General features: G+C 60.8%; 23 protein-coding genes. 15 read left to right on the top strand and 8 right to left on the bottom strand.

Annotated elements, in window-relative coordinates:
* Window positions 1-36: 36 nt before the first annotated feature.
* From AB4874_RS17570 to AB4874_RS17530, 9 genes are all read left to right on the top strand, one after another.
* Complete coding sequence (locus tag AB4874_RS17570; RefSeq protein WP_368392956.1) at window positions 37-1,182, top strand: amidohydrolase; 1,146 nt, start codon at window positions 37-39, stop codon at window positions 1,180-1,182.
* Window positions 1,183-1,424: 242 nt separating this feature from the next.
* The gene (locus AB4874_RS17565) at window positions 1,425-2,897 is read left to right on the top strand and encodes a DUF2927 domain-containing protein (protein WP_368392948.1); all 1,473 of its coding nucleotides are present in this window, start codon (window positions 1,425-1,427) and stop codon (window positions 2,895-2,897) included.
* 37 nt (window positions 2,898-2,934) lie between these two features.
* Window positions 2,935-3,102, top strand: a complete 168-nt coding sequence (locus AB4874_RS17560; RefSeq protein WP_295533758.1) for a hypothetical protein — start codon at window positions 2,935-2,937, stop codon at window positions 3,100-3,102.
* An 11-nt stretch (window positions 3,103-3,113) separates the two neighbouring features.
* Window positions 3,114-4,295 (top strand): vWA domain-containing protein, encoded by a 1,182-nt coding sequence (locus AB4874_RS17555; protein ID WP_368392947.1) that lies wholly within the window; start codon window positions 3,114-3,116, stop codon window positions 4,293-4,295.
* The gene (locus AB4874_RS17550; protein ID WP_368392946.1) at window positions 4,292-4,666 is read left to right on the top strand and encodes a hypothetical protein; all 375 of its coding nucleotides are present in this window, start codon (window positions 4,292-4,294) and stop codon (window positions 4,664-4,666) included. Before AB4874_RS17555 ends, AB4874_RS17550 begins: the two co-directional genes overlap by 4 nt.
* Window positions 4,663-5,268, top strand: a complete 606-nt coding sequence (locus AB4874_RS17545; protein ID WP_368392944.1) for a DedA family protein — start codon at window positions 4,663-4,665, stop codon at window positions 5,266-5,268. The genes AB4874_RS17550 and AB4874_RS17545 overlap by 4 nt, the downstream gene beginning before the upstream one ends.
* A 31-nt stretch (window positions 5,269-5,299) precedes the next feature.
* Window positions 5,300-5,992 (top strand): M48 family metallopeptidase, encoded by a 693-nt coding sequence (locus tag AB4874_RS17540; protein ID WP_368392943.1) that lies wholly within the window; start codon window positions 5,300-5,302, stop codon window positions 5,990-5,992.
* A gap of 44 nt (window positions 5,993-6,036) precedes the next feature.
* A complete protein-coding gene (locus AB4874_RS17535) occupies window positions 6,037-7,311 on the top strand; it encodes a hypothetical protein (protein WP_368392942.1) in 1,275 nt (424 codons plus the stop codon).
* Window positions 7,308-8,672: a cytochrome P450 gene (locus tag AB4874_RS17530; RefSeq protein WP_368392941.1), complete on the top strand. Its 1,365-nt coding sequence runs from the start codon at window positions 7,308-7,310 to the stop codon at window positions 8,670-8,672. Before AB4874_RS17535 ends, AB4874_RS17530 begins: the two co-directional genes overlap by 4 nt.
* Before the next feature lie 168 nt (window positions 8,673-8,840).
* Here the strand turns inward: AB4874_RS17530 and AB4874_RS17525 are convergent, their stop codons facing one another.
* Window positions 8,841-9,341, bottom strand: a complete 501-nt coding sequence (locus AB4874_RS17525) for an Lrp/AsnC family transcriptional regulator (protein ID WP_295533745.1) — start codon at window positions 9,339-9,341, stop codon at window positions 8,841-8,843.
* Between the two features lie 167 nt (window positions 9,342-9,508).
* Between AB4874_RS17525 and trxB the strand changes: the two genes are divergently transcribed.
* From trxB to AB4874_RS17510, 3 genes are all read left to right on the top strand, one after another.
* The gene (trxB, locus tag AB4874_RS17520) at window positions 9,509-10,459 is read left to right on the top strand and encodes a thioredoxin-disulfide reductase (protein ID WP_368392940.1); all 951 of its coding nucleotides are present in this window, start codon (window positions 9,509-9,511) and stop codon (window positions 10,457-10,459) included.
* Window positions 10,456-11,532, top strand: coding sequence for an RES domain-containing protein (locus tag AB4874_RS17515; RefSeq protein ID WP_368392939.1), 1,077 nt, complete (start codon window positions 10,456-10,458; stop codon window positions 11,530-11,532). The genes trxB and AB4874_RS17515 overlap by 4 nt, the downstream gene beginning before the upstream one ends.
* 160 nt (window positions 11,533-11,692) lie before the next feature.
* On the top strand, window positions 11,693-13,408 hold the full coding sequence (locus AB4874_RS17510; RefSeq protein ID WP_295533737.1) for a bifunctional sulfate adenylyltransferase/adenylylsulfate kinase: 1,716 nt from the start codon (window positions 11,693-11,695) through the stop codon (window positions 13,406-13,408).
* 96 nt (window positions 13,409-13,504) lie between these two features.
* Here AB4874_RS17510 and AB4874_RS17505 read toward each other — a convergent pair whose 3' ends face one another.
* From AB4874_RS17505 to AB4874_RS17475, 7 genes are all read right to left on the bottom strand, one after another.
* Window positions 13,505-14,554, bottom strand: coding sequence for a threonine aldolase family protein (locus AB4874_RS17505; protein WP_368392938.1), 1,050 nt, complete (start codon window positions 14,552-14,554; stop codon window positions 13,505-13,507).
* Window positions 14,551-15,000, bottom strand: coding sequence for a YcgN family cysteine cluster protein (locus tag AB4874_RS17500; protein ID WP_295533733.1), 450 nt, complete (start codon window positions 14,998-15,000; stop codon window positions 14,551-14,553). The genes AB4874_RS17505 and AB4874_RS17500 overlap by 4 nt, the downstream gene beginning before the upstream one ends.
* 112 nt (window positions 15,001-15,112) lie before the next feature.
* On the bottom strand, window positions 15,113-15,361 hold the full coding sequence (locus tag AB4874_RS17495; protein WP_368392937.1) for a DUF302 domain-containing protein: 249 nt from the start codon (window positions 15,359-15,361) through the stop codon (window positions 15,113-15,115).
* Window positions 15,340-15,546: a hypothetical protein gene (locus tag AB4874_RS17490; protein ID WP_368392936.1), complete on the bottom strand. Its 207-nt coding sequence runs from the start codon at window positions 15,544-15,546 to the stop codon at window positions 15,340-15,342. The genes AB4874_RS17495 and AB4874_RS17490 overlap by 22 nt, the downstream gene beginning before the upstream one ends.
* A 95-nt stretch (window positions 15,547-15,641) precedes the next feature.
* The gene (locus AB4874_RS17485) at window positions 15,642-16,571 is read right to left on the bottom strand and encodes a bifunctional riboflavin kinase/FAD synthetase (protein WP_368392935.1); all 930 of its coding nucleotides are present in this window, start codon (window positions 16,569-16,571) and stop codon (window positions 15,642-15,644) included.
* A 29-nt stretch (window positions 16,572-16,600) separates the two neighbouring features.
* Window positions 16,601-17,044: a MaoC family dehydratase gene (locus AB4874_RS17480; protein WP_295533781.1), complete on the bottom strand. Its 444-nt coding sequence runs from the start codon at window positions 17,042-17,044 to the stop codon at window positions 16,601-16,603.
* A 128-nt stretch (window positions 17,045-17,172) separates the two neighbouring features.
* Complete coding sequence (locus AB4874_RS17475) at window positions 17,173-18,051, bottom strand: TIGR01459 family HAD-type hydrolase (protein ID WP_368392934.1); 879 nt, start codon at window positions 18,049-18,051, stop codon at window positions 17,173-17,175.
* 594 nt (window positions 18,052-18,645) lie between these two features.
* Here AB4874_RS17475 and AB4874_RS17470 point away from each other — a divergent pair.
* The 3 genes from AB4874_RS17470 (at window position 18,646) to AB4874_RS17460 (ending at window position 20,540) form a co-directional block, all read left to right on the top strand.
* A complete protein-coding gene (locus tag AB4874_RS17470; protein WP_295533729.1) occupies window positions 18,646-19,257 on the top strand; it encodes a helix-turn-helix transcriptional regulator in 612 nt (203 codons plus the stop codon).
* A gap of 52 nt (window positions 19,258-19,309) precedes the next feature.
* Complete coding sequence (locus AB4874_RS17465; protein WP_295533727.1) at window positions 19,310-19,897, top strand: acyl-homoserine-lactone synthase; 588 nt, start codon at window positions 19,310-19,312, stop codon at window positions 19,895-19,897.
* 436 nt (window positions 19,898-20,333) lie between these two features.
* Window positions 20,334-20,540: a cold-shock protein gene (locus tag AB4874_RS17460; protein ID WP_295533725.1), complete on the top strand. Its 207-nt coding sequence runs from the start codon at window positions 20,334-20,336 to the stop codon at window positions 20,538-20,540.
* Window positions 20,541-21,187 lie beyond the last annotated feature (647 nt).

The raw sequence follows: 21,187 nt of genomic DNA, 5'->3' as shown, positions 1-21,187 counted from the left end.
GGGCTGCGCCGGGCAACCGGCGTGCCGCTTCCCGCTATGCTGAGCAATTCCGACCTGATTGAGCTGACCGAATTCCGGCGCGCCCTGCACCGCCGCCCTGAACTGTCAGGGGCCGAGGGTGAGACTGCGCACACCATCGCAGCAGCGCTGCGCGCCCTGTCCGCAACCCGCGTGCTTACCGGGATCGGCGGACACGGCGTGGCGGCTGTTTTCGACAGTGGCGCCCCCGGCCCCACCGTGCTGTTTCGCGCCGAGCTGGACGCGCTGCCGATTGCCGAGACCTCGGGCGCGGCTTGGGCATCTGCGATCCCCGGCAATGGGCATCTGTGCGGCCATGACGGGCATATGGCGATGCTGCTAGGTCTGGGTCGGCTGATCTCGCGCCGCCCGCCCAAAACGGGCCGTATCGTGTTGCTGTTCCAACCCGCCGAAGAAATCGGCTCGGGGGCGCGTGCGGTGATCAACGACCCAGCCTTTACCGCGATCGCCCCCGATTATGCCTTTGCGATCCATAACTTGCCCGGTCTGCCGCTGGTCCATGTCGGGCTGCGCGCGGGGTTGATGAATTGCGCCTCGGTGGGGCTAGCGATCCAGCTGACGGGCAAAACCGCCCATGCCGCGACGCCCGAAACCGGCATTTCACCCGGCCCCGCGCTGGCCCGGCTGATCGCGGCCCTGCCCGATCTTGGGCCAGGTGGCGCGCTGGATGATAGCTTCCGCCTGCTCACCGTGACCCATGCGCAATTGGGCGAGGCGACGTTTGGCGTGGCCCCCGGCGCGGCCATGTTGCATGTCACCCTACGCAGCGCCCAAGACGCCACGCTGGCCGATCTGGAGGCGCGGACTCGTGCGATGGCTGCACAGGAGGCGGCGCACGACGGGCTCATGCTGCGCATTAAGACGTGCGAGCCGTTCGCCGCCACGATCAACGACGCGCAGGCGGTAATGCTGGCGCGCGCGGCACTTGATCGGCTTCAGGTTCCCCATTCCGAAGATGGCGTGCCGATGCACGCGTCCGAGGATTTCGGGCTGTTTGGCCATGGCGCAAAATCGGCCATGCTGTGTCTGGGCGCGGGACAGTCACACCCCGCGCTGCACAATCCCGATTACGATTTCCCCGATGATCTGATCGCGATCGGTCCAAAGATATTTGCGCAGATCGCGCGCGACATTCTGGGGTAAGCGCGCGGCAATGTCGCCAGATCACGGCGATTCGCGTTTTCGTGACCGTTGTATTTTCAAATTCAGGTCAACCGCGTGCGCCTGCTCCAAGTATAGCAACAATAAGCCGTGTGCGCGGCCCGGCCTGGGCACCATATCTGGGATCGCCGCAAAATTTTCCGATTGTAGGACAAATATTTACTAGGAGAACTTAATGTAATCTGCCTAGTCTGGACACTCAAAACCTGGGAAGGCGCACTGCCATGCGCGATACTTGTCTGCCGTCCGTGGCGGGCTTTGCAGCTGCCACCGCAAAGCCCGCCCGGCCCCGCCATGCTGCCAATAGGTCGGGGAAAATTCTGTCTTTGCTAAGCGGTTTCGTGATCGCGAACGCGCTCTCTGCCTGTGTGCAGAGCGAACCCGAAGTGACAGCCGCACGCGCCTCGACAGCAACGATCGAACTGCCGCAGGCTGATCGTGTGCCCGGCCTGTCCGATCCGGTGCCGCGCGCTGCCCTTCCCGACAACTCCCATCTCGGCCGTGATTTCATGGAACTCAGCTTCTATCTGGAATCCGGGCGTACCTTGCCGCGTTTCACCCGCTTTGAAGGACCCGTTTCGATCACGCTGTCGGGCAATGCCCCGCCCGTAGCCGCAACCGAATTGGGCCGTCTGGTCAGCCGCTTGCAGCGGGAAGCCGGGCTGAATGTGACGACGAAGCTGGGTCATACCAACACGATCAATGTGCAATTCGTGCCCAAGGCCACAATGCGCCGCGCGGTGCCCAATGTTGCTTGTTTCGTGGTGCCCAATGTCACCGACTGGGCCGATTACCGCTCTGCGCGCGGCACGGCGCGCACCGATTGGGCACAGCTGGGCGTGCGCCAATATGCGACCGTCTTCATCCCCGACCCCGCGACCCCGCAAGAGATCCGCGATTGCCTGCATGAGGAAATCAGCCAAGGCTTGGGGCCGGTTAATGACCTCTATCGCCTGCCCGATACGGTCTGGAATGACGACAATTTCCACACCGTTCTGACGCGCTTTGACATGGCAGTGCTGCGCGCGACCTACGATCCGGCACTGCATTCGGGTATGAGCCGCCCCGAGGTGCTTTCGGCCCTGCCCGGCGTGCTGGCACGCACCAATCCCCGCGGCGGCCAGATGCGCGCGTTACGCGAAGACCCGACCCCGCGCAGCTATGTGCAAGCAATCACACGCGCACTTGGGGCGTCCTCGGGCGATGCGGGACGGCGCAATGCCGCTGCCCAAGCCACCCAGATCGCCGCTGCTCGGGGCTGGAACGACAGCCGCGCCGCGTTTGCTTGGTTTGCACTCGGCCGGCTCAGCCTGAAGAAAGATCCGCAAGCCGCGATCCGCGCTTTTTTGAACGCTGGCGCTATTTATCGCCGCACCCCCGGCGCGGGCATTCAAGCCGCCCATGTCGATATGCAACTGGCCGCTTTCGCGCTGGCCTCGGGGCGCGCCCAGGATGCAATCCAACTGGTGAACCGCTCGCTCTCGCCCGCGATATCTGGGGAAAACGCAGCGCTGATGGCGACGCTTTATATGATCCGCGCCGAGGGCTATGCACAGCTGGGCAACGCGGCCCAGTCTCACCAAGCTCGTCTCGACATGGCGCAGTGGGCACGCTATGGATTTGGCTCTGACGCGGCGGTCCAACGTCGCGCGGGCGAAGTGGCGGCGCTGGCCGATGCAGGCGCGCGGCTGAACTGACCGGGCGATCGCCCGGCCAATGCCGGGAGGGGCGCGGATGTATGTTCTTGCAGGGATCGTGATTGGCGCGATCTTGGGCGATTGGCGCGCACGCAAGCGCGGTGGCAACGGGCTGGACCGGGCGCAATATGCTGCCGTGCATGCGATCGCGCTGGCGCTGGTCGGGATCTTTATCACGATCGTCATCAACCGCATCTGGGCCTGAGGACGCAGGCGATGTTCCTGCCCTTCTTTCAGACCCTGCGCAGCGGCGGTGTTCCCGTCTCTTTGCGCGAATATCTCAGCTTTCTCGAGGGGTTATCGGCGGGTCTGTGCACCTATGATATCGAGGAATTCTACTATTTCGCGCGCTGCACCATGGTCAAGGACGAGCGCTTTCTCGACCGGTTTGACCGCGCCTTTTCCACCGCCTTCAAGGGGCTAGAGGCGATCACGCCCGACGATGTGCTCAACGCCGTCGATCTGCCCGAAGATTGGCTGCGCCGCGAGTTGGAAAAACATCTCAGCCCCGAGGAAAAAGCCCAGATCGAGGCCTTGGGCGGGTTTGAGGCGCTGATGGAGACGCTCAAAAAGCGCCTTGAGGAACAAAAAGGTCGCCATCAGGGGGGCAGCAAATGGGTTGGCACCGGGGGCACCTCGCCCTTTGGCGCCTATGGCTACAACCCCGAGGGCGTGCGCATCGGGCAGAGTGAAAGCCGCCATCAGCGCGCCGTGAAAGTCTGGGACAAGCGTGAGTTTCGCGATTTTGACGAAAGCGTCGAGTTGGGCACGCGCAACATCAAGTTGGCATTGAAACGCTTGCGGCAATGGGCGCGCCACGGAGCCGAGGACGAGCTGGACTTGCCCGGCACGATCCGCGCCAGCGCCGAGGCCGGATATATCGACGTCAAGACCCGCCCCGAGCGGCGCAATGCTGTGAAAGTCGTGCTGTTTCTCGATGTCGGCGGCTCGATGGACGCGCATGTGAAGCTGGTGGAGGAATTGTTCTCTGCCGCGCGCGCCGAGTTCAAGCATCTCGAGCACTGGTATTTCCACAATTGCCTTTACGAGGGCGTGTGGAAATCCAATGCGCGACGCTGGGGTGAGGTGACCCCCACATGGGACGTGCTGCATCGATACGGGCCTGACTACAAATGCATTTTCGTAGGTGATGCGTCGATGTCCCCCTATGAAATCACCCATCGCGGCGGCGCGAATGAACATTGGAATGACGAGGCTGGCCATGTCTGGCTCACCCGCGCGCGCGAGCAATGGCCCGATCACACATGGCTCAACCCGCTGCCCGAACAGCAATGGGATTACACGCAATCCATTGCGCTTGTTCGCGAGATTTTCGACAACCGGATGCACCCGCTCACGCTTGAAGGGATCACGGCCGCGATGAAGGAGCTGGGATGAGCAAGCTGCGCTATCTTTGGGCCCATCACCGCATCGCTTCGATCGGTTTCACGGTGGCGCTGCTTGCGGCGCTGTTCTTTTCCGTCAGCTTTGTGCGGCGCGCGATCTATTGGTCCGATCCTGCCCATCACCGCCAAATCCCCGAACCGTGGATGACGCCGGGCTATATCGCGCGCAGCTGGCACCTGCCAATCCCCGAGGTGGAGGCCATTCTGCGCATTGAAAACGGCCGCGCGCTGGTTGGCCCTGGCCGCCCGACCCTCAATCGCATCGCCAAAGCCACCAACCAACCTGTCGAGGCGCTTCTGGACCGCCTCGCCACCGGACTGCCCGCAGCCTTGGCGCAACACCAAGCGGACCCGCCAAAATGACGCTGAGCGAGCTAAGCGACTGGTTGCTCTCGCTTGTTCCGATTTATGGGCCATGGCTGCTAGGGGTGACCACCTTTCTGTCCTGCCTCGCGATCCCTGTGCCCTCGTCGCTGATGATGATTGCGAGCGGGGCGTTCGTGGCCTCGGGGGATCTGTCGCCGCTCACCGTCATCAGCGCGGCCTATAGTGGCGCGGTGCTGGGCGATCAGGTCGGGTTCACGCTGGGCCAGCGTGCGGAACGTTTTTTGCCCCACCCCAAAAGCAAACGCGGCGCGCTGGTGGCCAAGGCGATGGCGGGCTTGCGCAAACGCGGCTTGGTGACGGTGTTTTTCTCGCGCTGGCTGTTCTCGGCACTCGGGCCTTGGGTGAACTTGGCGGCCGGGGCGTCGGGGTTCAGACGACGGCGCTTTACGCTGGCCGATCTGGCAGGCGAAGCGGTTTGGGTCACGCTATATGTCGGGCTGGGCATCACCTTTGGCGCAAATCTGGATGCCGCAGCCGAGCTTGCAGGCAATGCGGTGGGTCTGATGGCGGCAGGCGCTGCGGCTCTGGGGTTTGGCTGGTGGCTGTGGAATGCCGCGCGCGCCGCGCCCAAAGCTTGATCACGCCCGCGCTAGTCGCCATATCTACCCCATGATCCGCTTTCTCCCCCTCTTGCTGCTTGCGCTTTACGGCTTTGCGATGTGGCATTTCTCTAGCTGGCAGCTCAAACGCCAGCTTGATGCCAATTCCCGCCGGTTGCGCGACACGCGCCTTGCGCCGCTGCTCGATCGGCTCGCCGCCGCGCTGGAAGTCGCGGAAGTGCCTGTGCATGTCTATCAGGTCGCGCCCGTCAACGGGCTGGCCGCGCCCGATGGGCGGGTGTTCATCACCGAAGGCTTCATGGCAAAATACCGCGCTGGCGAGGTAACGCCCGAAGAGATAATCTCAGTCGTCGCGCATGAGTTGGGTCATGTCGCCTTGGGCCATTCGCGCCGCCGGATGATTGATTTTTCAGGCCAAAATGCGCTGCGCGCGGTGTTGATGACAGTACTGGGACGGATGGTGCCGTTTCTAGGAGTCTGGATCGCGAACCTGATCACCACGGCTTTGGCCGCGCGCCTGAGCCAGCGAGACGAATTCGAGGCTGACGAATTCGCCTCCGCCCTGTTGATCAAGGCGGGCATCGGAACCCAGCCCCAGATCTCGCTGTTTCACAAACTCGACGCGCTGACGCAAGGCGCAGGGGCGAGTATTCCCGCTTGGCTGCTGACCCATCCCAAGACCCATAAACGCATCGCCGCAATTGAAAGCAATTCCGCGCGCTGGATGGCTGCAAAACGCTGAATTTCCTTACTTTCGCCCAGCTTGCCCGCTAATCTAGCGCCAAGATGAGAGCAGATAAGCAAGATCACGGCTCCGATCGGGTGCGCAAACGCCGGGTGTTTTACATCCCCGGCTATGACCCGATTCACCCGCGCCGCTACCGCGAGCTTTATCGCAAAGAAGGTGCCGCCCAAGCCGCGATCTCGGGCTATGAGATCGCACTGTCTCCCAAGACATCCGGCGGCCCCTATGGCTGGCATGTGAATTCGACCCAAGATGGTGCAGCGGTCGAGGCCGATATCGAGGTGCTCGTCTGGTCCGATATCGTGCGCGATTCCATGGGAAAATCCATTGCCGCGACTTATGGCCAACTGATCCAGACCGCCGCCACCTATATCTTTTCTGGTGCGCTGTTTGGGCTGATGCGGCTGCGCAAGGGGCCGGTGATCGCCGCGCTCTATCCGATTTTTGCGCTGATTGTGCAGGCGCTGATCGGCCTCGGATTTGGATTAGCTTTATCCTCTATCCTGCTGACAATAATTCCAGATTTCTCATTCGACTGGCTTCTCGGACTCGCCCTCACCGCCGCGACCCTCGCGCTCACTCTGCGCTGGTTTCGCAAACATGACGGTACGTTTTTCGCCTATTACCTGATGCATGACTACGCCTTCACCGCGCGCTGGGGCGGGGCAAATCCGCCCGAACTCGAAACCCGGATGGCAGAATTCGCCAGCCGCATCGAACAGGCCATGTCCGAGGACTGGGACGAAGTCCTTGTCGTAGGGCACAGCTCAGGCGCGCATCTTGCCGTCTCGATCCTTGCCGATCTGATCCGCGACAACCGCCTGCCCCCGTCGCTCTCGAAAGAGGGACCCGACGCTCCGCAGGCAGCGCCTCCCGCGCTTTCCTTCCTCTCGCTCGGTCAGGTCGTGCCGATGGTCAGCTACTTGCCCCGCGCCACGCGGTTGCGCGCCGATCTTGCCTATCTCGCCACCCGCCCCGAGGTTGTCTGGCTCGATGTAACCGCACCGGGCGATGGCTGCGCTTTCGCGCTGTGTGACCCGGTGGCGGTGTCGGGCGTAGCGCCAGAGGGGCAAATCCACCCGCTTGTGATTTCGGCGGCTTTCACGCAGACGCTTTCCCCCGAGCGCTGGCGCGAGCTGCGCTGGCGGTTTTTTCGACTGCATTTTCAATATCTTTGTGCTTTTGATCGTCCCGGTGATTACGACTATTTTCGCATCACTGCCGGGCCGCAAACGCTGGGTGTGCGGTTCAAAGGCCGGGCTGCGTCGAAAAGCGTGATTACAATGCGCGCAAACCGCTTTACCAACACCGCATGAGCCAGCCGCCCAAACCCACACCGCGCCCCGATCGCGTCTCGCTCTGGCGCTATTTCCGGCTGTTCAAATCCGACATCCTTTCGGCACAGCCCGCGCGGCTTTATCGCGCTTGGATGGCCGAGTTTCGCACACCGTTTTTCCGCTCGTACCTGTGCAATGATCCCGATCTGGTCGATCTCGTGCTCAAAGAGCGCCCGATGGATTTCCCGAAATCCGACCGCGTGCGCGAGGGGCTGAAGCCGCTGTTGCGCGAAAGCGTGTTCATCACCAATGGCGAACAATGGCTGGCGCAGCGCCGCATCATTGACCCCGCGTTTGAGGGCGGCAAGCTGCGCGAAACCTTCCCCGCGATGTGGGATGCGGGGGTGGCTTGCGTGGATCGAATCAAGATGAAGGTCGGATCACAACCCATTGATATTGAGTTGGAAACCTCGCACGCCGCCGCCGATATCATCTTTCGCACGCTGTTCTCTATCCCGATTGAGGATGAAACCGCCGGTGCCGTGTTTACCGAGTTCAAATCCCATCAACGCGCCGCGCCCGTGGTCAATCTGGGTGCGCTGCTGTCGCTTCCGCGCTGGTTTCCGCGCTTTCATTCGCGCCAGACGAAACGCACCGCCCGCCGCATCCGCGCGTTGATCGAAAGCTTGACGACGCAGCGCGCCGCGCAGATCGCACAGGGCACCGCACCCAATGATCTGGCCACCAAGATCATGACCACGCCCGACCCCGAAACGGGCAAGACCTTTGACACCGCTGAAATGGTCGATCAGGTCGCAATCTTTTTCCTCGCCGGGCATGAAACCTCGGCTTCGGCGCTGGCATGGTCACTGTATCTGCTGGCCACGAACCCCGATTGGCAAGATCGGATCGCGGCTGAGGCCGATACGGTATTAGCCGATGAAATCCCTTATTTTTCAATCCTCAACACGCTAAAGCTCAGCCGCGCCGTGTTTCGCGAGACAATGCGGCTTTACCCGCCCGTGCCGATGTTCGTGCGCGAGGCGAAATGCCCGGAAACCTTCCGCAACCGCCCTGTCAAAGCAGGCTCGCAGGTGGTGATCAGCCCATGGCATCTGCACCGCCACGAGCGGATTTGGGACAATCCCGACGGCTTTGATCCCGCCCGCTGGGACACGCCCAACGGCAAGGCCGGCTTGCGCCGCGCCTATATCCCGTTCTCGACCGGCGCGCGTGCCTGCCCCGGCGCGGGTTTCGCGATGGCCGAGGGACCGCTGCTATTGTCGATGATCGTGCGGGCGTTTCGCATTGACCCCGTGACAGGGCGCGAACCCGTCCCGGTGGCCCATCTGACCGTGCGCGGGCGAGACGGGATCTGGCTGCACCTGACCCCGCGTTAACCCAGAAGGCGGCGCGCATGATGCTGGCTTGCGCGCGCCCTTGAACTGGGCTGCTGCGCTATCCCCATAATTCCTTGGGGCGCGTCGGTGATGTGGTGCTAAAGCTACAGCGCCTTGGCAGATCCGCGTCTCGTTCTCAAGAAACTGCGCAAAATCCGTCCCTTGCGATCAGGCCCGTTTTGCCAGCCGCGCCTCAAGCACGTCAAAGGGCACGCCGGGATCATCCTTGGCGCATCGGATCACAAGGCTGGTCTTGACCGAGGCGACGTTATCGGCCGCCGTCAGCTGCCCGGTCAGGAAACTTTGGAAACTGGACAGATCGGGGGCCACGCATTTGAGCACAAAGTCGATCTCACCGTTCAACATGTGGCATTCGCGCACAAGCGGCCAGTCGCGGCAGCGCGCCTCAAAGGCGGACAGATCGGCCTCGGCCTGACTTTGCAGCCGCACCATTGCAAAGACCTGCACCTCAAAGCCCAATTCGCGCGGGTTCACATCGGCGTGGTAGCCCTGAATATAGCCCGCCTCTTCCAGTGTGCGCACGCGGCGCAGGCAGGGGGGCGCGGAAATACCGACTCGCTTGGCCAGTTCGACATTGGTCATGCGACCATCGCCCTGAAGCTCGGCCAGAATCTTGCGGTCGATATCGTCGAGCCGGGTCGTGGGCATGTTGAAATAATCCTTCGTGACTTGCTGCGGAACTTACCCGTGGGGCGGACTATGCGCAATAAAATTTCGCGCGCCAGAGGGCAAGGGCAATTCGTCGCGCATCACAAGGGCTTTTCGTCACGCCCCGGGCCGACTATATCCAATCAGGAATTTTTACGGAGGCCGGGATGGGCGAGACGAAGAAAACGAAGGTTCTGATCATCGGCTCGGGGCCTGCGGGTTACACCGCTGCGGTCTATGCCTCGCGCGCGATGCTCGAGCCGGTCTTGGTGCAGGGCATGCAGCCGGGCGGGCAGCTGACGATTACAACTGAGGTCGAAAACTGGCCCGGTGAGACCGAAATTCAGGGCCCCGATCTGATGGTCAAAATGGAGGCCCATGCCAAGGCGATGGGTGCCGAGGTGATCACCGATTTGATCACCGATCTCGACTTGTCCAAGCGCCCCTTCATCGCCCAAAGCGATTCGGGCACGGTGTATGAGGCCTTGGCCGTGATCCTCGCCACCGGCGCGCAGGCGAAATGGCTGGATTTGCCCTCGGAAGAGAAGTTCAAGGGGTTCGGCGTGTCGGCCTGTGCGACCTGTGATGGGTTCTTTTACCGTGGCAAAGAGGTTGTCGTGATCGGTGGCGGCAATACGGCCGTGGAAGAGGCGCTGTTCCTGACCAATTTTGCCTCGAAGGTGACGCTGATTCATCGCCGCGACACGCTGCGTTCGGAAAAGATCCTGCAAGAGCGGCTGTTCAAGAACCCCAAGGTCGAATTGCTGTGGAATCACACGGTCGAGGAAATCTTGGGCGATGAGAACCCGCTGGGTGTGACCGGTGTGCGGGTGAAATCCACCACGGACGGGGCGGAAAAAGTCGTGCCATGTGACGGGTTCTTCGTGGCGATTGGCCATGCCCCCTCGTCCGAACTGGTCACCGAGCAGTTGAAACTGCATTCGGGCGGCTATGTCTGGGTCGATCCAGGTTCGACGCGCACCTCTGTCGAGGGTGTGTTTGCCGCGGGCGATCTGACCGATCACACTTATCGCCAAGCCGTGACGAGTGCCGGGATGGGCTGCATAGCGGCGCTGGATGCCGAGAAATGGCTGGCCGAACAGGGCGAGGCCGAGTGATCTCTTTTTGCGGCCCGGTCTGGCAGATTTTGTTCGCCGATCGGGCCGCAAAGCCCTGCGCCTCGGTGCGTGCGCCCAAGGGGCGGTTTCACCACACCGGGCAGGCCGCGCTTTATGCTTCGCTCTCGGCTGAGGGCGCGGGCGTGGCGATCCGGCGCTATGTCAGGGCCGATGACGCGCCGCGCGTGATCGTGGAACTGGCCGTCAATGCCGCGCGCATCCTTGATCTGCGCGCAACGCCTCAGGCGCAAGCCGCCTCGGTCGTCTGGCAAGACATCCGCGCCAACGGTGCCCCGGCCCCGACATGGGCCTATTCCGACCACGCACGCGCGACAGGGGCGCAAGGGATGATCTACGCCTCGCGCTCGCGCCCCGATCTCAGCCATCTGGTGCTGTTTGATATCTCGTCCCCATCGTGCGCGCCGCAGGCCCCGCCCAGCCGTGGCACCCGCCCTACCCCGTTTGCGCCTGAGCCATCATTGACCTGCCCCGAACATCGGCTAATCTGCGCGCCAACAGGAGGGCTGCGGATGCGCTGGCGCGGGGTCAATCACGTTGAATTTTCGGTACTCGATTACGAAAACTCGGTCGCGTTTTATGACGCGATGTTTGGCTGGCTGGGCTATAAAAGTTTCTGGACGCTCGATATCGGTTATCGCTCGACCTATTACATGGCGCGCTTTCCGATGCCCCATTCCTATATCGGCATTCAGCCCGCACAGACGGGGCAAAAGCTTGATCATGCGGTGCGTGCGGTGGGGATTCATCACATCGCGCTTTGGGCGCGCAACCGGCGCGAGGTGGATGCGTTTCACCGCAACTTCCTGATCCCGCGCGGGCTAAGCGTGACCGATACGCCGCAGGAATACCCGGTTTATGCGCCGGGATATTATGCGGTATTTTTCGACGATCCGATCAACGGCATCCATTGGGAGTTGGCCCATATTCCGCGCTTGCCGGGGCTGGGCGCGCTGCGGCGGTTTCGTGCCGCGCTGCGCGCCGCGCAGGCCGATCACCCCGAATGGACTGGCCCGCCGGAAAAAATGGCGTTTCGCGACTTGCCACCGCGATAGTCTCTCATATCGGCAAAGTTGCACCGAAACGGGTGAATTGGCCTGAAAACTCTGCTGAATGGGCACAGTTTTGCTTGAAATAGCGCTCCCTTCGGGTCTAAGCCGCGCGGGCACGGAGTTTCATCCCGACCATATCTCAAGCAGCAGGACAGTGCATATTATGAGCCAGCCCCCAATCCACGCCCCAGTCCCCGAACTTTTTGTCTCATATGAGTCGGCGCAGAAGCTCAAGGTTGAGGCCGGTAACCTGACCAGCTGGGATCTGACCGCGCGTCAGATTTGCGATCTGGAACTGCTGATGAATGGCGGATTCAATCCGCTCAAAGGCTTTATGAGCGAAGAAGATTACAACGGCGTCGTGGATAATATGCGTCTGGCCGATGGCGCGCTGTGGCCGATGCCGATCAATCTTGATGTGTCGGAAAAATTTGCCGAGGGCATCGAAGAAGGTCAGGATATTGCGCTGCGCGACCAAGAGGGCGTGATCCTTGCGATCCTCTCGATCACCGATAAATGGGTGCCCAACAAAGCCCATGAGGCCGAAAAGGTCTTTGGCGCCGATGATCTCGCCCACCCGGCGGTGAACTATCTGCACAACACCGCAGGCCCGGTTTATCTGGGTGGCCCGATCACTGGCATCCAGCCCCCTGTGCATTACGATTTCAAAGGTCGCCGCGACACGCCCAACGAATTGCGCGCCTATTTCCGCAAGATGGGCTGGCGCAAGGTTGTCGCCTTCCAGACCCGCAACCCGCTGCACCGTGCGCACCAGGAACTCACCTTCCGCGCCGCCAAAGAGGCCCAAGCCAACCTGCTGATCCACCCGGTCGTGGGCATGACCAAGCCCGGCGATGTCGATCACTTCACCCGCGTGCGCTGCTACGAGGCGGTGCTGGACAAATATCCGCAATCGACCACCACGATGAGCCTGCTCAATCTTGCAATGCGCATGGCGGGCCCGCGTGAGGCGGTCTGGCACGGCTTGATCCGCAAGAACCACGGCTGCACCCATATCATCGTCGGGCGCGATCATGCGGGTCCGGGCAAGAACTCGGCGGGCGAGGATTTCTACGGCCCCTATGACGCGCAAGATCTGTTCCGTGCCAATCAGGATGATATCGGCATCGAAATGGTCGATTTCAAACACATGGTCTATGTGCAGGAACGCGCCCAATACGAGCCCAATGACGAGATCGAGGATCGTGACAATGTCACCATCCTCAACATCTCGGGCACCGAGCTGCGCCGCCGTCTGCGCGAAGGTCTGGAAATCCCCGAGTGGTTCTCCTTCCCCGAAGTGGTGGCCGAGCTGCGCCGCACCTCGCCGCCGCGCGCCAAGCAGGGCTTTACGGTGTTCTTCACCGGCCTGTCGGGGTCAGGAAAATCCACCATTGCCAATGCGTTGATGGTCAAGCTGATGGAAATGGGCGGGCGTCCGGTCACCTTGCTGGATGGCGATGTGGTGCGCAAACACCTGTCGAGCGAGCTGGGGTTCTCCAAAGAGCACCGCGACCTCAACATCGAACGCATCGGCTATGTCGCGAGCGAAATCACCAAGAATGGCGGCATCGCGATCTGTGCGCCCATCGCGCCCTATACCGCGACGCGGCGCAGCGTGCGCGAGATGATCGAGGCGTTCGGGGCCTTCGTCGAAATCCATGTCGCGACCTCGCTGGAGGAATGTGAATCGCGGGACCGCAAGGGGCTGTATAAGCTTGCACGCGAGGGCAAGATCAAGGAATTCACCGGAATTTCAGATCCTTACGAAGCGCCCACCAATGCCGAACTGGTCGTGGACACCAAGGATGTGGATGTCGATCACTGCGCCCATCAGGTGATCCTGAAGCTCGAAAGCATGGGGCTGATCAAAGGCTGATCGCACCTTGCCCTGACACACTGAAACGCGCCGCAGAGAGCCTCTGCGGCGCGTTTTTTTATGGCTCATGTGAGGCGCGGCAACCTGCGCGGCGCGTCAGCGCAGATGGGACAGAAACGCGTCGATTTCTTCGGGCGTGGTGGCCCAAGAACAGACCAGCCGCGCGGCGAGCTGCACATTTTCATCGCCCTCCAGCGATTGATCAAACGGCCAGAGATAATAATACGCCCCCGCCCCCTGCGCGCGCTTATGCGCCCCGCGCGGAAAAGCGGCAAAGACCGCATTGGCCTGCGTGGGATGCACCAGCTTCGCGCCGGGAATAGCTTGGATGCCGGAGGAAAGTTTCGCAGCCATTTCATTGGCATGCGTGGCAAGCTTCAACCACAAATCATCGGTCAGATAGGCTTGCATCTGGGCTGCCAGAAAGCGGTGTTTCGAGAACAGATGCCCGCCACGTTTGCGGCGCAGCTCAAACTCCCAGGCACGTTTGGGATCAAAAATCACCACCGCCTCAACGCCCATGCAGCCGTTTTTCGTGCCCCCAAAGGACAGCACATCAACGCCCGCCTTCCACGTCATTTCGGCGGGCGAACAACCTGCCGCGACCAGCGCATTGGAAAAGCGCGCGCCATCCATATGCACGGGCAGATGAAAGCGGCGCGCGATTTCGCTGAGCGCGGCCACCTCGGCGGGGGCATAAACCGCGCCCGCCTCGGTTGCGTTGGTGATCGACACCATCCCGCGCTGCACGTTGTGAATGCCGCCCCGCCCGGTATGGGCAATCGCGCGTTCCAGCGCGACCGGGTCCATCTTGGCATCCGCCCCATCGACCAGCACCAGCTTGGAGCCATTAGTGTAAAATTCCGGCGCGCCGCATTCGTCTTCTTCGATATGGGCGTTGCGGTGGCAGAAAATCGCGCCCCAAGGCTGGGTCAGCACCGCGCAGGACAGCGCGTTCGCCGCCGTTCCGGTCGCGACAAGATAGACGCGCGCCTCGGGGGCCTCGAAAATCTCGCGGATGCGGGTCTGAACGCCATCGCTCAGAAGATCGGCCCCATAAGAGGGCATGTGGCCAGTATTGGCCGCCCCCAGCGCCGCCATCACATCAGGATGCGCGCCAGAGGTGTTGTCGGAGGCAAAATTCATGACAGATCCTCAATCGTGTAGTCGTCCCAATCTTCTTCGGGAACCTCAAACTCCGGCACCGTCCAGCCGCGCACGGACTGGCCCGCCTCATGCACGGTTTCATATGAGCCAGAGATAAGATAGTGCCAGCTTTCCAATGGCTTGCCCTCAAATCGCAGCCGATAGGCGCAAGTCTTGGGCATCCAATAAGCGATATCGGCGATGCTGGCGGGTTTCAGCGTCACGCATTCGGGCACGAATTGGTGGCGAATGTCATATTGGGTACAACGACAAGTTTCGCCATCCAGCAATCGACAGGCGACGCGGGTGAAAACCAGCTCGTTCGTGTCCTCATATTCCAGCTTGTTCAGGCAGCATTTGCCGCAGCCATCGCACAACGCTTCCCACTCAGCGGGGTTGAGCGATTTAAGCGGTTTGGTCCAGAATTCGGGGCGCAGTTTGTTCATGGCGCGGAACCTGACCCAATTGCGCGCAAATGGAAAGGGGGCACACAGCAGCGCGATGAACACGCCTCTGTGCGCCCCCTCACAGCAAAGGCTTTCAACCCAGCCGCAGCTGTTATTCCTTGGCCGCTGTCGCCGTCAGTTTCGTCAAAGCGCCCGTCATCTTGGTGGCGAATTCCGCGCTGGAGTCGACCAACGTGCCAGCGAACATGTCATCAACGCTTAGATAGATCAGCATGGTCTGGCCATCCTCATCGGCCACCAGAACGCGCAGCGGCAGGACCACACCGGCGCGGATATCTTGCTGCATCGCGGGCGTGCCCAGCAGCGGATTGCCAAAAATCACCAACGTCGCATCGGGCATTTCCATCTCCACGGTGGCCCCGACTTTTGCGCCGCTGCCTCAAAGCGATCTGCAACTTCGGACACCGAGCCACAGGCGGGCACTTGCACGTATTCGGCAACGCCGGAGCTGGCCGCGAACACAAGCGCCACGGCGCCCAGCAGATTGCGCACCCGGAAATTGGGGCCAGCGATTTGATATGGCATGATAAATCCTCCGGTTGGAGGGATGCAACGCATGCGGGCGCGCCATATTCCCGCTTTCGTGAGCACAGGTAAGCGTGCGTGAGCGAGACTTGCGCCTAGGTCAGCGCCCGCGCGCGGTCACAATCGGCCGCCATCTGCGCCACCAGCGCCTCAAGGCTGTCGAATTTCATCTCGGGGCGGAGATATTCAACGAGGGCGACCGAGACATGCTCGCCATAAAGATCGCCTTTGAAATCAAATATATAGGTTTCAAGATTTGGGGTATTCTCGCCAAACATCGGACGCACGCCAAGACTGGAAGCACCGCGATAGCTGCCCTGATGTGGCCCGCTCAGCACATCGAGTTTGACCGCGTAAACCCCGAGCTTGGGCAGATGCAGCCCCGCCACCGACATGTTCGCGGTGGGATAGCCCAATTCGCGGCCCCGTTTCTCGCCATGCAGCACCGCGCCTTCGATACGGTGCAAATGGCCTAGCATCGCGGCGGCCTCTTGCGGGTGTCCCTCGGCCAAGGCCGCGCGAATCGCGGTCGATGACGCCTCGACCCCACCGACATGCAACAAGGGCGCGATGGTCACGTCGAACCCGTAACGCTGCCCCAGATCCGTCAGCATCGCCGCATCGCCCTCGCGCCCCTTCCCAAAACGGAAATCACCGCCCACCGCGACATGGGACACGCCCAAGCCCTGCCCCAACACATCGCGCGCGAAATGTTCGGCGCTTTGATCGGCCAGTTCAGCGTTAAAGCGCAATTCAAACAAGACATCGACGCCCAGCTTGGCCAGACGATTGGCCCGCGCCTCGGGGTTCATCAGGCGAAACGGCACAACCGTTTTGCCCGCGCGGGCGGAGAAAAACTCGCGCGGATGGGGTTCAAACGTGATCACGCCCAAAGGGGCTGCGCGGCCCCGCGCCTGATCAATCACCGATTGGTGACCAAGATGGAGCCCGTCGAAATTGCCCATCGCAACCGAGGCACCACGGGCCGATTTCAGCAGCGATTTCCAGTCAAAGTAGCGTTCCATCACCCCGCCTTCCGGCATGGGTCGCCGGATCAGTCGAACTTGCGCGAGGGCGCCAGAACCAGCGCCTCTCCCTTGAGCACCACCGTATCGCCCACCGCGCAATGGGTTTCAAGCGTGACACGGCGACGCGAATGGTCGATCGCGGTCACTTTGACCTCAGCATAGACCACATCGCCCGGCCGCACCGGCGCCATGAACTTGAGCGACTGGCCCAGATAGACCGTGCCATGGCCGGGAAGCTGTTCGCCGATCACTGCAGAAATCAGCCCGGCCGTCAGCATTCCATGCGCGATGCGCCCCTCGAAGATCGTGTCTTGGGCATAGGCATCATCCAGATGGACCGGGTTATGATCGGTCGAGACCTCGGCGAACAGCTCAATATCGCGATTGGTGATTTCCTTGCGCAGATAACGCAGCATCCCGATCTCAAGATCTTCGATGCAGATCGTGCCGCGCGGCAAATTGTCGAGCATATCCATCGGTCCCTGCCTGAAGCCATGTTGCACTGCAGCATAGCACATGCAGCAGAGCGCGCAAGATGCCAGCGCAACTTATTTACCCGAAAACAGCCTGCCGCGCAACAAAGTTACCAAGCCGAATGTCAGCGCAAGGTGCCAATCGTGTAGCGCGGATCGGTTTGACGTGCACCGAGCCATGCCCGCACCAACTCGGGATCGGGGTTTTTCTGATCCGCGCCGAACTGGTCATGCGCCAAGCCGCCGGTCACGAACAGACAATCAATCCCCTCGCCTGCGGCACCGGGCACATCGGTATTGATACCATCGCCAATCGCTAGGATACGGCCGTCATCGCCCCCACCGATCGCCGCCAGCTTGCGCCGCGCCATGTCATAGATCGGCGGGTGCGGTTTGCCAAAATACATCGCCTCGCCGCCCATATCTTCATACAAAACTGCCAGCGCCCCGGCGCAGTAGATTCGCTGATCTCCCATATCCACCACGACATCAGGGTTGGCGCAAAGCATTGGAAGTCCGCGTGTTTTCGCTAAAAGGAACTTGGCGCGGTAATCCTCGGGCACCTCGTTGGCCTCATCAAACGGGCCAGTGCAAACGATCCCCTCGGCGTCATCGAAATCGACCCGCTCGATATCGGCTTGGCCCTGCCATTCTGTGGGGATCTCGGTGAAGAACCCGTCATCTTTGCTTGGCCCCAAATGCCAGACCTTGCGTCCGAGCGCGCCCGCGAACATCGCATCCTGCGCGGCATCACCTGACGAAACGACCAGATCATAGGCATCTTTCGGGCAGCCCATCCGATCCAGGGATTCGATCACGAACCGCGCAGGGCGCGGCGCATTGGTCAGCAAGACGACCTTGCCGCCTCGCGCGCGAAACCCTTGCAGAGCGGCGACGGCCTCGGGGAACGGTGTCACGCCATTGTGCAGACAGCCCCACAGGTCGCAAAACAGCGTATCATAGGGGGCGGAAATCTCGGCAAGCGAGGAAATGATCTGTGTCATGGGGGGCCTTTCGAAGCGTTGCGATGCCGGGGCAGTTCCCGAACCTTTTGCACAAAGCATATGGCACGCAAAGACGCGAAGGCAAAGTGACGGATGCAGTGTTAATCAAGCCCGCCAAGGCGCAGCCCGCCTGACGCGGGAATTCTGCGGCAAACTGGCACAGCCCATTTCCAGCCTTCGAAGAAATGACGTGGCGCAAGTCTACCCTCAGCGCCCCGATACCAACGACATATGTGGCGCCTGCAACAAAAGCGGGCCTATACGATTCCACTGGAAAACCCGCATGTTTTGCAATGGCGGCCTTCAACATCGGGCGCACAAAGAACGCTGAACGCGCGGAAACGTCACGTTCATCAGGGGGATAGTTACGCAAGAGACCGCAAACTTATAAACAAAACCTATCACTTGGGAAAATCGCTTGGCAGATGCGCTATGCGCGCCCCCCCAACAGACGCAAACCGGAGCCCAAACGCATGCCGCGGCGTCAATGCGCGCCAACCCGGTTCAAGGCCAGACTGCCCGCAGCAGAAGCCCCATATTCAGACAATGCGATTTTAGGTTGACGGACCTTAACGGCACTTATTTAAGTAAATTATGTCCATTTCAAAAGCCCTCACTGTGCCCTTTTCCGAACTCCAACAGCTTGCGCCCTGCGGATATAGCGTTGGGCTGCACATTCGCTTTGCCAGCCCGCTTGTTTATGAAAGCTCGTATCCCAGCGCCTGGATCAAATTTTACAACGACCAGGCGTATTATCTCAGAGATCCCTTGGTGTTTTGGGGAATCGGAACGGCTGGAACCACGCGGTGGAGCGAAATTCCGCTGCCAGATCCGTTTGGTGTGATTGCCAAAGCGGCAAGCTATGGCCTGAAATATGGCGCGGTCTCTTCTTACGGCCCGATCACGTCGCGATCCATCGTTGGTATCAGCCACACTGATCGTGAATTCAACGATGAAGAATTGTCCGAACTGAGCGAAATTACGGCTCGGCTGCATGTTGCGGCGGAACCTCCATCCGAGTTGACGAAAGCTCAAGTCGAGGCACTGCAGTGTGTCGCGAATGGGGATCGGCACACTGCTGCTGCAGCAAAACTCGGGATATCGGAGAGCGCATTGAAAGCACGCCTGAAATCGGCGCGGATTCGATTGGAAGCGCGCACGACATCGGAGGCTTTGCGCAAGGCTAGGGAATATCAATACCTTTAGCACGTGGCGGCCCATCTGACCGGTTTTTTCAACCCCAGACGGAGGCACTCCAATGGAAGTCACAACCCTTTCTTACAAAAATCTACACAACCATGGCGAACTTTTCGCAAACATGTTTCGCGCAAGACATCGTGCATTCATTGTGCAAAACAAATGGAAACTCCCCGAAGCCGACGGGATGGAATTCGACCAATATGACACCCCCGCCAGCCGCTGGGTTGCGGTCCATGATCGTGGGATCGTCATGGCGGGTGTTCGCCTGACGCCCACCACGCATCAATGCGGAATCTACACCTATATGATCCGTGATGCGCAGCGCGGCTTGCTTGAGACGATTCCAGAAAACCTGCTTTTCGACGAGGCTCCGACCGCGTCACATATTTGGGAAAGCTCAAGGGTTTTCGTAAGTGACAGTGTCCCGGCGAAGCTGAGGATGCGTGTTCAGATGCAATTGATTAATGAAATGGTGATTTCAGCGCGTCAATTGGGAGCCACGAGCGTGATCGGCATGATCCCCGAAAATTCGCCCCGCCTTGCGCGGCGCGTTGGGCTTGATTGCGTTGCGGCGGGTCCGGTTCTTGAGATCGAAGGGTCGCGCAGCGTTTGCGTGAACATCAACATGGCAACGAAGATGCATTGATTTTGCTGCAGGCTCGCGCGCGCAGCTGCTTGTGCGCGCGCAGTTTTCGCAACTTGATCGGCCCTGCCCCTGTGACCTGCACTTGGGTCGATAAGGCGCCGCCCTGGCCAGATCGATATATGATCGGCCGTCCATACACCTGCCCCTCGGGCGATCTCGGAAAAGCGCAACACAGGTTTCTCAGCCTTTTTTGTCAGCAACGAATCTGGATGCGTCGGCGCAAAACCGCCAAGTCGTGCGGCAGTCGTCAGCATGGATCCAAGATCGGCGATATAAGGCATAGACAAGCGGGCAGCGCTCTGTCATAAGGGGCGGGCTACGTTTCCTATATCGATCCCCTGCGTTCCCTACCGGACTTCAGCGAACTCGATCTTGGCCGACTGCGCCACGCTGTTGCACTTCCGCGAACAGGTTGAATACTAAAGGAGATCTCACGATGGCCACTGGTACCGTGAAATGGTTTAACGCAACTAAAGGCTTCGGCTTTATCGCACCCGACACCGGCGGAAAAGATGTCTTCCTGCACATCTCCGCTGTTGAGCGTGCTGGCTTGACCTCGGTGAACGACGATCAGAAAGTCACCTATGACGTCGAATCCGGCCGTGACGGCCGTGAGTCGGCTGCGAACCTTCAGCTCGCCTGAACGGTTTGACCGAATTTGGAACGGGGCGCCTTCGGGCGCCCTTTTTCATTTGCACGCCCCCCAGGAAGATTACGATCTATTGCTGGTTGCCGCCCGACAGGTTGCCCACCGCCTGACGCCAGCGTGGCGTCTAGATCTTGAGCGCGTCGTAAGAGCGTTCGAAAATCGCGATCTCGGCGCCATCAAGAATTGGCCCCGCTCGCGGCTGCACCCGCAGCAATCTGGTCCTGCATGCGCCAGCTTGATCTGCACCCTTGCCGCAATCGGGTCGCGCATGCTCGAAGAGGCGCGCATGGCCAGCGCTGCGCGCGTTTGCGAGCTTTGGCACGGAGATCGCGCTGACGGAATCGCCCGATCGCGACTTGACGCCCCATGATCGGGGACGCAAAGCGGCCTATGTCAGGGGCCGGCGCGCCTTGGAACACAAATTCATAAGGACCCGCACCCATCGTTCGCCGCGCGAAATGCTGCACGGGCCCGCGGGCGCGCTTTTGCCCGATAAGAAGCCGATTTTCTCGCGCGCCCGATCAGCAATCACTTTGAATTCGCCGGGCTGATTGATAGCTCCGACCTGTTTCACAGCCTCGAGATTGGAGAAACGTTCAGCGCAGGCGCGACCGTGTTGGAGGCCTTTGGATGGCGCGTGA

Origin of the sequence: Thioclava arctica (assembly GCF_040892615.1) — a bacterium.
Taxonomy (GTDB): domain Bacteria; phylum Pseudomonadota; class Alphaproteobacteria; order Rhodobacterales; family Rhodobacteraceae; genus Thioclava; species Thioclava arctica.
Note: the sequence above shows the minus strand (reverse complement) of the source record. Positions and strands in the feature narration are given on the sequence as shown.

Bases quoted from the DNA above. Each gene is read 5' to 3' on its own strand.
- AB4874_RS17570 (WP_368392956.1), top strand. From the start codon at position 37: ATGCTGAGCAATTCCGACCTGATTGAGCTGACCGAATTCCGGCGCGCC.
- AB4874_RS17565 (WP_368392948.1), top strand. From the start codon at position 1,425: ATGCGCGATACTTGTCTGCCGTCCGTGGCGGGCTTTGCAGCTGCCACC.
- AB4874_RS17560 (WP_295533758.1), top strand. From the start codon at position 2,935: ATGTATGTTCTTGCAGGGATCGTGATTGGCGCGATCTTGGGCGATTGG.
- AB4874_RS17555 (WP_368392947.1), top strand. From the start codon at position 3,114: ATGTTCCTGCCCTTCTTTCAGACCCTGCGCAGCGGCGGTGTTCCCGTC.
- AB4874_RS17550 (WP_368392946.1), top strand. From the start codon at position 4,292: ATGAGCAAGCTGCGCTATCTTTGGGCCCATCACCGCATCGCTTCGATC.
- AB4874_RS17545 (WP_368392944.1), top strand. From the start codon at position 4,663: ATGACGCTGAGCGAGCTAAGCGACTGGTTGCTCTCGCTTGTTCCGATT.
- AB4874_RS17540 (WP_368392943.1), top strand. From the start codon at position 5,300: ATGATCCGCTTTCTCCCCCTCTTGCTGCTTGCGCTTTACGGCTTTGCG.
- AB4874_RS17535 (WP_368392942.1), top strand. From the start codon at position 6,037: ATGAGAGCAGATAAGCAAGATCACGGCTCCGATCGGGTGCGCAAACGC.
- AB4874_RS17530 (WP_368392941.1), top strand. From the start codon at position 7,308: ATGAGCCAGCCGCCCAAACCCACACCGCGCCCCGATCGCGTCTCGCTC.
- AB4874_RS17525 (WP_295533745.1), bottom strand. From the start codon at position 9,341: ATGCCCACGACCCGGCTCGACGATATCGACCGCAAGATTCTGGCCGAG.
- trxB (WP_368392940.1), top strand. From the start codon at position 9,509: ATGGGCGAGACGAAGAAAACGAAGGTTCTGATCATCGGCTCGGGGCCT.
- AB4874_RS17510 (WP_295533737.1), top strand. From the start codon at position 11,693: ATGAGCCAGCCCCCAATCCACGCCCCAGTCCCCGAACTTTTTGTCTCA.
- AB4874_RS17505 (WP_368392938.1), bottom strand. From the start codon at position 14,554: ATGAATTTTGCCTCCGACAACACCTCTGGCGCGCATCCTGATGTGATG.
- AB4874_RS17500 (WP_295533733.1), bottom strand. From the start codon at position 15,000: ATGAACAAACTGCGCCCCGAATTCTGGACCAAACCGCTTAAATCGCTC.
- AB4874_RS17495 (WP_368392937.1), bottom strand. From the start codon at position 15,361: ATGCCCGATGCGACGTTGGTGATTTTTGGCAATCCGCTGCTGGGCACG.
- AB4874_RS17490 (WP_368392936.1), bottom strand. From the start codon at position 15,546: ATGCCATATCAAATCGCTGGCCCCAATTTCCGGGTGCGCAATCTGCTG.
- AB4874_RS17485 (WP_368392935.1), bottom strand. From the start codon at position 16,571: ATGGAACGCTACTTTGACTGGAAATCGCTGCTGAAATCGGCCCGTGGT.
- AB4874_RS17480 (WP_295533781.1), bottom strand. From the start codon at position 17,044: ATGCTCGACAATTTGCCGCGCGGCACGATCTGCATCGAAGATCTTGAG.
- AB4874_RS17475 (WP_368392934.1), bottom strand. From the start codon at position 18,051: ATGACACAGATCATTTCCTCGCTTGCCGAGATTTCCGCCCCCTATGAT.
- AB4874_RS17470 (WP_295533729.1), top strand. From the start codon at position 18,646: ATGTCCATTTCAAAAGCCCTCACTGTGCCCTTTTCCGAACTCCAACAG.
- AB4874_RS17465 (WP_295533727.1), top strand. From the start codon at position 19,310: ATGGAAGTCACAACCCTTTCTTACAAAAATCTACACAACCATGGCGAA.
- AB4874_RS17460 (WP_295533725.1), top strand. From the start codon at position 20,334: ATGGCCACTGGTACCGTGAAATGGTTTAACGCAACTAAAGGCTTCGGC.